We start from the raw sequence: 13,581 nt of genomic DNA, 5'->3' as shown, positions 1-13,581 counted from the left end.
TAGATGAAAAAATTTAAGATATTGATAACTTTAATAATTTTTGTAAGCTTCCTTGTCAATGCATATAATGCTTTTTCAAAAACCCTTATTCTTGAAGGTTCTCTTCAAAGCAAAATCCAACTAATCCAGCAAATGCGTTTTGAAGTAACAAAGCCTCTTGAAAGCTTGAGTTTTAGATTTGCCCTTCCAAAAGATTTCACAAATAAGTTCGTGTCTCAGAGAATTCAAAGTCTTGATATAAAAATTGAGCCAGAGCCAGAAAAATTTGAAAAGGAAATTGATAGATATGGAAATCATTGGGGTATTGCAAGCTGGAGAAATCTCTATAAATCTGTAACAGTAACAGTAAGATTTGAAGTCTTTGTTGGATCTGAAATAAAAGCAGAGAATTCTCATGCAGAGTTTCCTTTAAAAAATATTCCAGAGTCAGAGAGACTTTTTCTAAAATCTACAGCATTGGTGCAATCAGAAAATCCTGAAATTATAAAACTTAGCCGTGCACTTACAGATAAAGCAACAACAGAATATGAAGCTGTAACAAGAATACTTAACTGGGTTGCTGACAATGTAAAATATACATATAATCCTCCCCATTTTGATGCTTTATGGACATTGAAAACAGGCAAAGGAAACTGTCAGAACTTTGCCCATCTTGCAGTAGCACTGCTAAGAGCATCTGGAATTCCTGCAAGAGTAGTTGGTGGCATATCTTTAAAAGAGTCGTGGAAAATTCCTCTTGGTAAAAGCTTTCTTGTTCAAAGCATGGGGCAGGGAGGACATGCATGGATTGAAATTTACTTTAGTGATCTTGGATGGCTAAGTTATGACCCTCAACAGTCAAAACAATTTACATCAACAAGACACATAAAACAAACCCACGCTCTTGAATCAGATGAAGTCAATGATACATGGAGAGCTTCTCCATACTTACCAGCATACAGTGAAACAGTTCAGGCAAAGTTTCTTTTTGATAAAATTCACATAGCACCTAAAGCTTCAGAGAATTATCCCAAATCTTATCTTTTAAGTAATAAAATGATAGTTAAAAAGGAAACAGAATTACAGCCTGCACCACCACCTCCTCCACCACCTCCATCACTGCCAAAAGAAAAAGTATTTGAATTCGGGAATATGGATTTCCCAAATCTCGTTGAACTATATCAGATTTCAGGAGACAAAGCAATGAAAATACTTGATAAGGAAACAGCAGAGTATGTTACATCAAAATATATCTATGCGCAGGCATTCAAAGTTGATGAACCATTAGAGATTGAAAAAATTTCACTTGCAATGAGAAAATTCGGTGGTGATGGAACTGTGTATGTTGATCTTGTATATGACGAAAACAGTAAGCCCGGACTTAAAGGTGTGAGATCAAATCCTGTATTTCTTGAAAGCATTCAGAAAAAACCAGGTTATTACTGGATTGATTTTACCTTCCCCGATAAGGTAAGGATAGAAAAAGGCAGATACTGGATAGTGCTAAGGCATTCTGGAGATGTGATTATGAATTGGTTTTTCATCCCGGGAAATCCCTACGGAGATGCTGATGATACCCGTTCAACTCTTAAAGGATACCGATGGGAAGATATTTTAAACTATGACTTTGTATTCAAAGTGAGGGCAAAAAGACAGTGATGTCACCTGTTAGAGAAGTTCTTTTACGACAGATATACTTCACAGGAATTCAGGCAGTTCCTGCAGTAACAATCTCAGGATTGTTAATAGGCTTTGTTATAGTTCTTCAAACAGCCTCAATAGCAGGTGTAGGCTCAAGCAATGTGATTGGTAAGATACTTTTATGGCTTGTTCTTAGAGAAATTGGTCCCTTTTTTACAGGACTTATAATTCTTGCAAGAAGTGGTTCTGCAATTGCTACAGAGCTTGCAACAATGAAACTTGGCAGAGAAATTGAGTATCTTGAAGCAATGGGAATAAAGCCTGAAGTTTATTTAATAAAATCAAGACTGTATGGGATGATATGTTCTGCTATTGTTCTTTCTTTATATTTTCAGCTTACAGCCTTGTTTGGGGGCATTTTTCTGGCAACTCTTATAAGTGGAGTTTCTTTTTCAGATTACGGAGATGCTATTGTATCAAAGTTTTCCTTTAAAGAAGTCGTTATATCTTTTACAAAGTCTTTTGTTTTCGGGTTTGCTATTGCTCTAATTTGTATGTGGCATGGGCTTTCTGTTATGAAAAGTCCCACTGAAGTGCCCCAGAGAGCAACAAAAGCTGTTGCTGGAAGTCTTTTTTCATTGTTTCTGCTTGATGTTATAATAGACTTTATTGCGAAAATTATTGAATGATAAAAGCTATTGATGTAACTGGTGAATTTATTAAAAAAGAAATGAACTTTGAGATTGAAAAAGGTTCAAAAACTGTTTTTATTTTTGAAAAGGAAGAGCAAGGAAATGAGTTTTTAAAAATCATTACAGGTATTAAAAATCCTGAAAAAGGAGAAATCATATTCATGGGAAAGAACCTGAAAGAAACAACAAGGGATAACCTTTTTAAATTAAGAAAAAAAACAGGAATTGTTTTCAAAACAGGAGGACTCATAAGTAATTTAAAGGCATGGGAAAATTTAATACTTCCTGCTCTTTATCATAAATTGGATGATGAGGAAAAAATTATTAAAAAAGGGATTGAATTACTTAGAAAACTTGAGTTTAAAAAAGAACCAATGAGCAGTGTTGCAGAGCTTACAAATTTTGAAAAAAGGATCATAGGAATTGCAAGGGCAGTTTTAATGAATCCTGAAATCATTATCTTGGAATATCCCCTTTATGGACTTGAAGAATCAAAGAAAAAGTGGCTTATTGAGAAAATACAGGAATTGGCAGGTAGTAACACACTGCTTTACATTCTTGATTCAGAAAGAGAAAGTTTATTAATTGAAAAGGCAGATTTAATTAAATATGCAGAAAATTAATCAGACAGATCCAAGATTTGTTTTTCTCAAAAGTAAAGTTTTTCTATTTATTGCAATAGCTCTCACAGGAATGAGCATCCTACTTTTTTTCGTTGCAAAAAAGACAGAAGTATTTATAAAGACAGAAAACTTCTACTTTATGACAACAAAGGCAACAGGACTTTACAATGGCATGCCTGTTAAAGTATCAGGATTCAAAATTGGAAGAGTTAAAGATATGCAACTTCAGGATAATGGGTTTGTAAAAGTAGTCCTTTCCATAGAAAAAAATCATGCTAAATGGTTCAAGGAAGGCACAGTGGCAATTTTTGCCAAGGAGGGATTTATTGGTGAGTCTTACATTGAAATTTTGCCTGGAGACGGAAAGCCTCTAAAGCCAGGTCAATCAATAAAGTTTTTCAAGCAGGCTGGGATTGAAGAGATTGCAGGAGAACTCAAGGGAGAGATTTCCGAGATTCTTCAGGGTATAAAGGAAACAATAAACTATATCAATGAACCACAGGGTAACATCAAAAAAAGCATTGAAAATATTGAGAAAATATCCAAAAATTTAATAGAGACCACAGAGCAAATTAACAGGCTTGTTAGAGAGCTTAACAGGAAAACACCTGAAATAGCTGATAAATCAGAAAAAACAATACAGGAACTTACTGATCTTATAAAATCTCTTCAAAAACTTTCTCAAGAACTTAATGAAACAGCAACAGCAATTAGAGGAGTAACAAAGGAGGACTTACCCATAATGGTTGAAAAGGCAAAAAAAAGCATGCAGGACATTGATGATATACTTCAGAGCATAAAAGGGCTATGGCCCATAAGAGAAGGAATTAAAAGACAGGAAATAAAGCCTGTAGAGGCAGATACCTATGAAAAATAGATTGAAAAGTTCAGGAGTAATTCTTTTATTCTTTTTCATCATTCAGGGATGCTATAAAGCACCTATTGAGCAACCTTACAGGATAACAGAGTTGAATAATTTGATTCTACAGGCAAATAAAGCCTTTGAAAGAGGACAAAATGAAAGAGCAAAACATCTTTACACAGAGGCTTTAAAAAAATCCCGTTTAATTCAGGATGACAATGCCACTGTCATAATTTTAATAAGTCTGTCAAGGCTTTATACATCAGAGGACCAGATAAAGGAGGCTAAAAAATTTATTGACACAGCAATAGAGCTTTCCAGGAAAGCATCTTTACCCGAGGATACCATTGAAGAGCTTGATTTTGAAAGGGCAAGAATAGGCTTTATTGTCAATGAGGATGCGGAAGAGCTCTTAAGAAAACTCATTTTTTCAAAGTTCCCCATCATAAGGATAAAATCATTAAATCTTCTTGCAAGAGTTAAGATAAAGCAAAATAAAAATGATGAAGCTGAAAAATTACTCAATGAAGCAATTGAAATTAACCAGAAAATAAGCAGAATTGAAGCGGCAAATTCATTAAGACTTCTTGGCATTGTTTATTCAGATAGGGACAAAAAAAGAGCAGAAAGCTATCTTCTTAGAGCACTGGAAATTGACAGAGAACTGGCAATTCCGAAAAAAATAGCTCTTGATATGCAAACTCTTGCCATTTTTTATGAAAAAATTGGTGACCGGGAAAAAGCAAAAGAATATTTTATGAAAGCCCACGAAATCTGGAAAGGACTTAACAAAGATGATGTTGAGTAAAAAACAGGAGGTAGTTATGAAAGCAGTAATTTTTGTTATTTTATCAATATTTTATTTATCAGCAATTGCCTATGGAGCAATTGGAGAGATTGAAAAAATTGAAGGAAATGTTCTTTACAGAGAGCACTCAGGTATTCCCTATAAAAAAGCAAAAGCAGGGCTATTGTTAAACTCTGGTTCCTGGATAAAAACAGAGCCAAAAAGCTGGGTAAGTTTAAAACTCAGCGATGGAAGTAAGTTTACTCTTTCTGATAACACGGAACTTGAGATTTCAGAGTATTTGCTTGAAAGAGGCAGAAAAAGCGGGGTTTTTTATGTAACTCAGGGTAAAATAAGAGCAACCGTTGTAAAACTTGCAGGACAGACAACAAACTTCAGGGTTAAGACTCCCACAGCAGTGGCAGGAATAAAAGGAACAGAATTTATGATGCTTGCAAAAGGACAGGCTAATGTATTTTTCGGCAATGAAGATACAGCATACATCTCAGGATATGATACAGTTGAAAAACCTCTCCAACCTGATACAATGATTGAAAATACAAGAGGACTTACTCCTACAGAGCCTGTAAAAGTAGAAAAAGGCACACTTCTTTATGATGCAAAGATAGGACTTTCACAGATTACAGGAGCAACTGCACCGAAAGAATGGGAGATTTCAGGTGAATTGCCAAATATAATTGCAAGATGGAATATAAATTATGGGCATTATCTTGTCGATGCCGGGAAATATGAAGAAGCACTTTATGTATTTCAGATAGCTCTTGACCTGAGTGATAATTCAGGAATAAGAGCAGATGCAAGGCTTGAAAGAGGAGCTGTTTATTCAAGATTTTTAAAAAATCATGAAGCTACACTGGCTGAATATCTGCTTGTGCTTGAGGAGTATCCAGAGCTTTCTCAGGCTGAAACAGCACTTTATCTTGCTGGAATTACTCTTTATGAAATGGGGTTTAAAAAGCAGGCAAAACAAAGGCTTCTTCAGTATAAAAAGGAGTATCCTGATGGAAAATATTTGACAAATATAGAGACAATTTTGAAACTCCTTGAATATGAAAAGTAAACTTTTGATTTTTCTGTGCATTGGCTTTGTTTCAGCTTTCATTGTTTCTTTTTTATACATTTTAAAGATTGATTTTTTAACATCACTTGACCTGAAACTTAAAGATGTAAGATTCCGTCTCAGGAGAAATCTGGAGCCTGATAAAAGAGTTTTAATTGTTGCCATAGATTCAAAAAGCATTGACAGACTTGGAAGATGGCCCTGGGACAGAAAAATAATCGCAAAATTAATAGAAAATCTTAAAAAAGCAAAAGTCATTGCCCTTGATATTGTTTTTTCCGAAGTCTCCAGTCCTCAGTCTGACAGAATTCTCTCTGACGCAGTAAATAAAAATGCGATTGTGGGATATTATTTCAGAGATGATGAAACATATATCAATCCCGTATCTTATGAAAATCTTAGACAATCAAGAATAAAAATAATCAAAACAGAGGAAGATGTAAAAACCTTGCCAGTCCGAGAATTTTCCTATGCAGAGCTTAACATTCCCTCAATAAAAGCTCAGGGGGGTTTTTTCAATATTTTCTCCGACAATGATGGAGTTTACAGACAAATAAATCTGCTCGCTCTTTACAATGGAGAGCTTTATCCCCATCTTGCACTTAAAGCAGTCTCTCAATTTAAAGATGCGCCAATCATTGTTGAATTAGCTCAATATGGAATAAAAAGCATAAAAATTGGATATGAAACCGTGCCTGTTAATGAATCTGGCAGTCTTACGCTTAACTATTATGGAAAGGCTGGCACATTTAAAACATTGTCAGCAGTTGATGTTATGGATGGGAAGGTGCAGATTCCTGAGGACTCAATAATTTTTATTGGTGCCACAGAAATAGGCATCGCTGACATTCGTAGTACTCCAGTGGATCCTGTTATGCCTGGAGTTGAAATATCTGCAACCGCTGTATCAAATATCCTTAAAAAGCAGTATTTGATATACAATGCATGGGTTACACTGATTGATATTTTATTTATCACAGTGCCTGCAATTTTGTTAAGCTTTATTTTTACCAGAGTATCAAGAACTTTTCTTTCACTCAGCATCTTTATGGCTTTTTCGTTTTTAACATATCTTGTCAATCTTTTTATATTCAAAAATTACTTTTTAAATCTCTCGTTAATTTATCCTTTTGCTGCTCTTTCTTTGTGTTATGTGCTTTCAGAGGCATACAGAAATTTAATAATTGAGAAAAAAAGCAGGTTTCTTAAAAAAGCCTTCTCAAGCTATGTTTCACCCGAACTTGTTAACATAATAATGAAAAATCCTTATGCATTAAAGCTTGGCGGAGAAAAAAGAACAATAACTGTGCTTTTTTCAGATATAAGAGGTTTTACTACACTTTCAGAGCAACTTGAACCTGAAAAACTCGTAATGTTTCTTAATAGTTATCTTGACCCAATGACAAAGATTGTTCTTAAACACAGAGGGATGCTTGATAAATATATTGGTGATGCCATAATGGCAATATATAACGCGCCGGTTGAACTTCCTCAACATGCACAGCAGGCTGTGCTTTCAGCATTAGAGATGATACAGGAACTTAAAGCTTTAAATGAAAAGTTTAAAAAAATTGGTTTTCCTGAGATAGACATTGGAATAGGAATAAACACAGGAGAGGCAGTAATAGGAAATATGGGCACAGATATGAGATTTGATTACACTGCCATTGGAGATCCAGTAAATTTAGCATCAAGGCTTGAAGGATTAAATAAATTTTATGGAACAAGAATAATAATAAGTGAAAGCACTTTCAATGCTTTAAAACAGAAAGAAAAGTTTATTACAAGAGAACTTGATCTGATAAGGGTTAAAGGTAAAAAGGAACCTGTAAAGATATATGAAGTTGTGGAAAACACTGCTTTTGAGCCTGCCATAAAAGATTTTGAAAAAGCTTTAAATCTTTACAGAAATTGCAGGTTTAAAGAAGCGATGGAAATATTTAGCTATATTAAAGAAAAATTTAATGATAAAGCTTCTGTTGTTTATGAAGAAAGATGCAAGCACTATCTTCAGAATCCTCCTGCATCAGACTGGGATAAAGTTTACACTGCCAGAGAAAAGTAATACAATAATTATTATGATTGATTTAACCACAGTACCTTCTTTGCCAGGAGTTTATATTTTTAAGGATGCCTCTGAAAAGGTTCTTTATGTTGGAAAGGCAAAAAATCTTAAAAACAGGCTCAAGAGTTACTTTCAAAGCAGTGAACTTGACGAAAGAAAGAAAAAAATGGTTCAGTTTGTAAAGGACTTCTCCTACATTGTTACATCAAATGAGTATGAAGCCCTTGTTCTTGAAGCAAACCTTATAAAAGAGTATAAACCACCTTACAATGTTTTATTAAGAGATGATAAAAATTATCCATACCTAAGAATAACAATTACTGAAGACTGGCCAAGAATAGACGTTGTTCGGAAGCCAAAGAGAGACGGTAATTTATATTTTGGTCCTTATGTTCCTGCTCAATCAATGTGGGAAGCTTTATCATTTATAAGAAGAAATTTTCCAATAAGAACCTGCAAATACAATTTAAACAAACCTATTCGTCCTTGTGTTCAATATCAGATGAAAAGATGTCCTGCTCCATGTGCTGGTTTAATAAAAAAAGAAGATTACATGAAAGGAGTTGAAGAGGTTGTTTTATTTTTAAAGGGTAAAAAAACTGAGTTACTTGATAGATTGTATGAAAAGATGCAAAAACTTGCTCAGGAACTTAAATTTGAAGAAGCTGCTGTTGTTAGAGATCAGATTAGAAGACTTGAAAGGATATTTTCTCAACAGAGAGTGGTCTCTCAAGCTATTGAAGACATGGATGTTATAGGGCTTTATATGAAAAATTCAAAAATATCCGTCAATGTTTTATTTGTAAGGAATGGCTTGCTTATTGGCTCAAAAGACTGGATAGTTAAAAAGGCTTTTTATGAAAATGAAGGAGAGCTCATCAGCTCAGTAGTTGAGGCTCTCTATTCAAAGGATTTACTGATTCCTTCAACGATTATGATGAAAAAATTACCGGAAAGTCTTGATGAAATAAAGGAATGGCTAAAAGTTCAAAGAGGTGCTCCTGTTGAGCTCAAAACTCCTTCTTCTGAAGAAGAAAGAGCACTTCTTGATATGGCATTAAATAATGCAAAAATTCATATAGAATCAAAGCTTTCACCAGTAGAGACTACACTTGAAGAGCTTAAACAGAGACTTAATCTTATAGAAACTCCTTCCAAAATTGGTGCCTTTGATGTATCAACTCTTTTTGGAGCTCATTCTGTGGGAAGTTTCATTTACTGGGAAGACGGAAACTTTAGCAAAAATTTTTACAGACATTTAAAAATAAAGGAACCCCGGGGAATTGATGATTATTCAGCCATGAAGGAGATTGTCTTAAGAGTTGTAAGAAAGTTTGACACAGATGAAGGAGTTCCAAAACCAGATTTAATTCTTATTGATGGTGGTTTAGGACACTTAAATACTGCATTGAAAGTTATAAATGAGTTGAAAGAGGAGCTACCATGTTTTGCAATTGCAAAGGAACCTGACAGGCTTGTTTTTCCTGATGGAAAGGAGATACTTCTTGAAGATAAAAAATCCTCTTCACTTTTACTAAAAAAAATAAGAAATGAGGCTCACAGATTTGCCATATCCTATCATAAAAAGCTCAGAAAGAAAGCCACTTTTCAGTCAGTTCTTGAAAAAATCCCAGGAATTGGTAAAAAAAGAAGGCTTACACTGCTCAGACATTTTGGCAGCATTGAAAAAATAAAGACTGCATCCTTAGAGGAAATAGCATCTTTACCAGGATTTAACCTGACAGTTGCTCAAAAAGTTATTGAAGCACTTAATTGAGATGTTTATCTTTTTCTTTCTGAAGGATTTCTTCTGCAAGTTCCCTGTAAGCAATACTTCCCTGAGCTTCTGGAGCATAAAAAATAGCAGGCAATCCATTCATGGAGGCCTCAGCAAGGGCAATGTTTCTTGGTATACAGGTTTCAAAAGTTTTTGAACGAAAAACTTTTTTTATATCCTCTGCAGTGGTTCTGCTTAAAGTAAGATGCTTGCTAAACATTGTAAGCAGAATCCCTTCAAGTTCAAGCGATTCATTAAAATTCCCTTTTATTCTCCATAAAAGTTTGATAAATACTCTCAAAGCCTCCAAAGCAAACTGCTCACATTGAACAGGTATTATTACAGAGTCTGAGGCAACAAGGGCACAAAGCGCAAGAAATGAAAAGGAGGGAGGGCAATCAATGAAAATATAATCAAATTCTTCTTTACAGGACTTAAGCAAACACTTCAGTTTTTTTTCTCTCTCTTCAGTTTCAAATATCTCAAGTTCTGCCATGAATAGATCAATTCTTGAAGGAATTACATAAAGATTTTCAAATGGCTGAATTAAAACTTCCTTGAGTGTTGCTTTGTCTGCGTAAAGTTCGTATAGTCCTTTAATTTTTTCTCCATTTTTTCTCATTCCCAAACCAAAGGTAAGACTTGCCTGAGGATCTGAATCTATTACAAGAACTTTTTTACCTTTTACTGCCAGAGAAGCTGAAAGATTAATAGCTGTTGTTGTTTTGCCAACACCACCTTTCTGACTGGCTATTGCTATTATTTTCCCCATTTGGACAATTTTAAACTACTCTTGAACATTTGAACAATCTTGAACAATTTTGAACAATGTATCATTGCAGGCTTTTAATTTTTCTATAAGTCTCCTCCGTGCTTCTTCAAAGGATGTTTTAATTCTAAATCCGGCTGCATTTTTGTGACCACCACCACCAAATTCTGTCGCAATCCTGCTAACATCAACATCACCCTTTGAACGAAGGCTTACTTTAATGAAGTCTTTTTCAACCTCTCTAAAAAGCACTGAGACATTGACATCTTTCAAAATTCTCAAAAACTCTACAAATCTCTCAGTATCTGCCTCAGAAGTTTCAGTTTCTTCAAAATCCTCTTTACTTATAAAACCTATTGCAATTGGAGGTATTATTTCAACTGTATTCAGCATTTTTGTAAAAAGTTTAAATCTATTTTCACTCCACGATTCAAAACTCTGTTGATAAATATATGAAGGTTTAGCTCCACATCTTACTAACTCTGATGCCACCTGTAAAACCTCTTCAGTGGTATTGTCAAACTGGAAATTACCGGTATCCACAATTATTGCTGTATAAAGAGCTGTGGCAATTTGAGGAGTTATTTTGCCATTGAGTGTTTTTATGAGATAATAAATCATTATGCCTGTGGCTGCAGCCTCTGGTTCAATCCACTTTATACTGGATAGATCAACTGTTTTGTTAATTTCAATGTGATGGTCAATAATCAACTTAGTGTTAAAAGCTGAAGCTTGAATGGTTTCAATAATTTCTTTTTTATAGCTTATTCTGGCAACAGTATTGCAGTCAACAAGAATTAAAACAGGCTTAAGGCTTGAGGCTTGAAAATTTTCAATGTTTTTAATTAGTTCAATTCCTGGAAGAAACTGATACTGCTGAGGGGCTGGTTCTGCATAAACTTCTGCTTTTTTGCCAAGCTGTTCAAGTAAAAACTTTAAAGCAATTGCTGAACCAAAGGCATCTCCATCAGGCGTTGTATGGGTAAGTATCAAAAAAGAGTTATTCTTCTGGATTGCATTAATTAAATCTTTCGGTGGTTTCAAACCTCCTCCGGAGCCTTTTTAATTTCTTTTAAAAGTTGATCAATTCTAAATCCGCGCTCTATAGATTCATCAAAAACAAATTCAAAAGTGGGTATTATCTTTATTCTGAGTCTTCTGGCTATCTCACTTCTTATAAATCCCTTTGCTTCATTTAAAATCTGAAGTGAAAGCTCTCTTTCCTCTGAGTTAAGCACAGAGATAAAAACTCGCGCCTGTCTGAGGTCATCTGAAAGTTTCACATCAGTTACTGTGACAAAACCAAGTCTGGGATCTTTTATTTTATGTAAAATTATCTGAGCAACCTCTTCTTTTAAGAGAACTCCAAGTCTTTGAGACCTTTTATATGGATGCATTTTAAATACCTTTTACAGGAATTTTTTCAAGAACATAATTTTCAAGAATATCGCCTTCTTTAATATCATTAAAGTTTTCTATTGTTAAGCCACATTCATAACCAGCTTGAACTTCTCTTACATCCTCTTTAAATCTTTTTAAAGAACTTATTCTGCCTTCATAGACCACTATATTGTCTCTTATTACTCTTATTCCATCACTTGCTCTTGAGATTACTCCATTTAAAACATAACAACCTGCTACTGTCCCAACTTTTGAAATTTTAAATACTGCTCTTACCTCTGCCCTACCCAGAACTCTTTCTTTAATTTCTGGTTCAAGCATTCCCTGCAAAGCTTTCTTTACATCATCAATTACTTCGTAAATAATGCTATAAAGCTTAATGTCAACACCAAGCTGGTCAGCCAGTTCTTGAGCTTTTGTTTCTGGACGAACATTAAATCCTATTATTATTGCATTGGCAGTGGCTGCAAGATTAACATCAGATTCTGTTATACCGCCAACAGCTGTATGTATAACCCTGACTTTAATATCAGGATGACTTATCTCCTCAACTGCTTTTTTCAATGCTTCCACTGAACCCTGGACATCACCCTTTATTATTAAATTGAGCTCCTTAACTTCTCCTTCTTTAATTTTCTCATACAAATCCTGCAGTGTCAGTTTTTGAGCTTTTTGCATCTCGGCAAGTCTTTTCTTCTGTGCTCTTGCATTGGCTATCTGACGAGCAATCTTTTCATCTTCCACAACTATGAAACTGTCTCCTGCCTGAGGTACTTCTTCAAACCCTACTACTTCAACAGGAGTTGATGGTGGAGCTTCATTAACTCTTTTACCTGTATCATCAATTAATGCTCTTACTTTTCCATAAGTTGTTCCTGCAACAAAAGCATCTCCAACCCTTAAAGTCCCGTTTTGAACAATCACTGTTGCCACAGGACCGCGACCTTTGTCAAGTCTGGATTCAATTATTGTTCCTCTTGCAGGCTTATTTGGATTTGCTTTAAGTTCCATTATTTCTGCTTGAAGGAGTATCATTTCCAGTAAATTTTCTATACCTATTCTTTTTTTTGCTGAAATATCAACGAATATATTCTGACCACCCCATTCTTCTGGAATAACTCCATGTTCACTGAGCTGGGTTCTTACTCTCTGAGGATTTGCCTCTGGCTTGTCTATTTTGTTTACTGCAACTACAATTGGAACACCAGCTGCTTTAGCATGATTTATTGCTTCAATTGTCTGTGGCATTACTCCATCATCAGCAGCAACAACAAGAACAACAATATCAGTAACTTTTGCTCCTCTTGCTCTAAGAGCTGTAAATGCCTCATGTCCAGGGGTATCAAGAAATGTAATATCTTTGCCTGCAAGACTAACCTTATAAGCACCTATGTGCTGAGTGATTCCTCCTGCTTCCTGTTCTGTTACCTTTGTTTTTCTTATTGCATCAAGCAGTGAAGTTTTACCGTGATCAACATGCCCCATAACAGTTACAATAGGAGGTCTTGGTTGAAGTAGCTCTGGAGCATCCTCTTGCTCCTGTATTACATCAATTTCTTCAGCCTGAGCAAGCTCTACTTTCACTCCAAAGCTTTCTGCTATGAGCTGGGCTGCATCTAAGTCAACAGGCTGATTAATTGTTGGCATGTAACCGAGTTCCATGAATTTTTTTATAACATCAGAGACTTTTTGACCGATAAGCTCTGCAAATTCTTTAACTGTTGTGCCTTCTTCTATCTTAATAGACTTTTTTCTCGGAGCAGTTGATGGGACCTGAACAGACTCTTCCTTTTTAAATTTGTTTTTAACTTTTTTTTGCTCTTTTATGTCAAGCCACTTTTTTGGTTCTAATTTTTTGGGAGGTATTCTGTTTATTACAGGTTTTGGTTTTATTTTTTCAATTT

Annotated in this window: 12 protein-coding genes; 8 read left to right on the top strand and 4 right to left on the bottom strand. The window is 34.9% G+C overall.

Features of this window, described 5'->3' with window-relative positions; all coding sequences use genetic code 11:
- Window positions 1-3: 3 nt before the first annotated feature.
- From ACP5O9_RS07250 to uvrC, 8 genes are read left to right on the top strand one after another with little or no spacing between them, the layout of a single operon-like run.
- Window positions 4-1,638, top strand: coding sequence for a transglutaminase-like domain-containing protein (locus tag ACP5O9_RS07250; protein WP_428723729.1), 1,635 nt, complete (start codon window positions 4-6; stop codon window positions 1,636-1,638).
- Window positions 1,638-2,309: an ABC transporter permease gene (locus ACP5O9_RS07245; RefSeq protein WP_353686345.1), complete on the top strand. Its 672-nt coding sequence runs from the start codon at window positions 1,638-1,640 to the stop codon at window positions 2,307-2,309. Before ACP5O9_RS07250 ends, ACP5O9_RS07245 begins: the two co-directional genes overlap by 1 nt.
- The gene (locus ACP5O9_RS07240; RefSeq protein ID WP_424905138.1) at window positions 2,306-2,935 is read left to right on the top strand and encodes an ATP-binding cassette domain-containing protein; all 630 of its coding nucleotides are present in this window, start codon (window positions 2,306-2,308) and stop codon (window positions 2,933-2,935) included. Before ACP5O9_RS07245 ends, ACP5O9_RS07240 begins: the two co-directional genes overlap by 4 nt.
- Window positions 2,922-3,812 (top strand): MlaD family protein, encoded by an 891-nt coding sequence (locus ACP5O9_RS07235; RefSeq protein WP_428723728.1) that lies wholly within the window; start codon window positions 2,922-2,924, stop codon window positions 3,810-3,812. The genes ACP5O9_RS07240 and ACP5O9_RS07235 overlap by 14 nt, the downstream gene beginning before the upstream one ends.
- Window positions 3,802-4,605 carry a tetratricopeptide repeat protein gene (locus tag ACP5O9_RS07230; protein WP_353686342.1) on the top strand — a complete coding sequence of 268 codons (804 nt, stop codon included), beginning with the start codon at window positions 3,802-3,804 and terminating at the stop codon, window positions 4,603-4,605. Before ACP5O9_RS07235 ends, ACP5O9_RS07230 begins: the two co-directional genes overlap by 11 nt.
- 16 nt (window positions 4,606-4,621) lie before the next feature.
- Window positions 4,622-5,665 (top strand): FecR domain-containing protein, encoded by a 1,044-nt coding sequence (locus ACP5O9_RS07225; RefSeq protein WP_353686341.1) that lies wholly within the window; start codon window positions 4,622-4,624, stop codon window positions 5,663-5,665.
- Window positions 5,655-7,730, top strand: a complete 2,076-nt coding sequence (locus tag ACP5O9_RS07220; RefSeq protein ID WP_428723727.1) for a CHASE2 domain-containing protein — start codon at window positions 5,655-5,657, stop codon at window positions 7,728-7,730. Before ACP5O9_RS07225 ends, ACP5O9_RS07220 begins: the two co-directional genes overlap by 11 nt.
- Window positions 7,731-7,743: 13 nt before the next feature.
- Window positions 7,744-9,507 carry an excinuclease ABC subunit UvrC gene (gene uvrC / locus ACP5O9_RS07215; RefSeq protein WP_428723726.1) on the top strand — a complete coding sequence of 588 codons (1,764 nt, stop codon included), beginning with the start codon at window positions 7,744-7,746 and terminating at the stop codon, window positions 9,505-9,507.
- On the opposite strand, the gene ACP5O9_RS07210 is transcribed toward uvrC, so the two are convergent.
- The 4 genes from ACP5O9_RS07210 to infB form a co-directional block, all read right to left on the bottom strand.
- Window positions 9,500-10,279, bottom strand: coding sequence for a ParA family protein (locus ACP5O9_RS07210; RefSeq protein WP_424905134.1), 780 nt, complete (start codon window positions 10,277-10,279; stop codon window positions 9,500-9,502). The two genes, uvrC and ACP5O9_RS07210, sit on opposite strands and share 8 nt — an antisense overlap.
- Before the next feature lie 15 nt (window positions 10,280-10,294).
- Window positions 10,295-11,320, bottom strand: coding sequence for a DHH family phosphoesterase (locus ACP5O9_RS07205; protein WP_424905133.1), 1,026 nt, complete (start codon window positions 11,318-11,320; stop codon window positions 10,295-10,297).
- On the bottom strand, window positions 11,317-11,673 hold the full coding sequence (rbfA, locus tag ACP5O9_RS07200) for a 30S ribosome-binding factor RbfA (protein ID WP_353686336.1): 357 nt from the start codon (window positions 11,671-11,673) through the stop codon (window positions 11,317-11,319). Before rbfA ends, ACP5O9_RS07205 begins: the two co-directional genes overlap by 4 nt.
- Window position 11,674: 1 nt before the next feature.
- The coding region (gene infB / locus ACP5O9_RS07195) for a translation initiation factor IF-2 (protein ID WP_428723725.1) at window positions 11,675-13,581 on the bottom strand (1,907 nt) is incomplete at its 5' end.

Origin of the sequence: Thermodesulfovibrio sp., from assembly GCF_049969575.1 — a bacterium.
Classification (GTDB): Bacteria; Nitrospirota; Thermodesulfovibrionia; order Thermodesulfovibrionales; family Thermodesulfovibrionaceae; genus Thermodesulfovibrio; species Thermodesulfovibrio obliviosus.
Note: the sequence above shows the minus strand (reverse complement) of the source record. Positions and strands in the feature narration are given on the sequence as shown.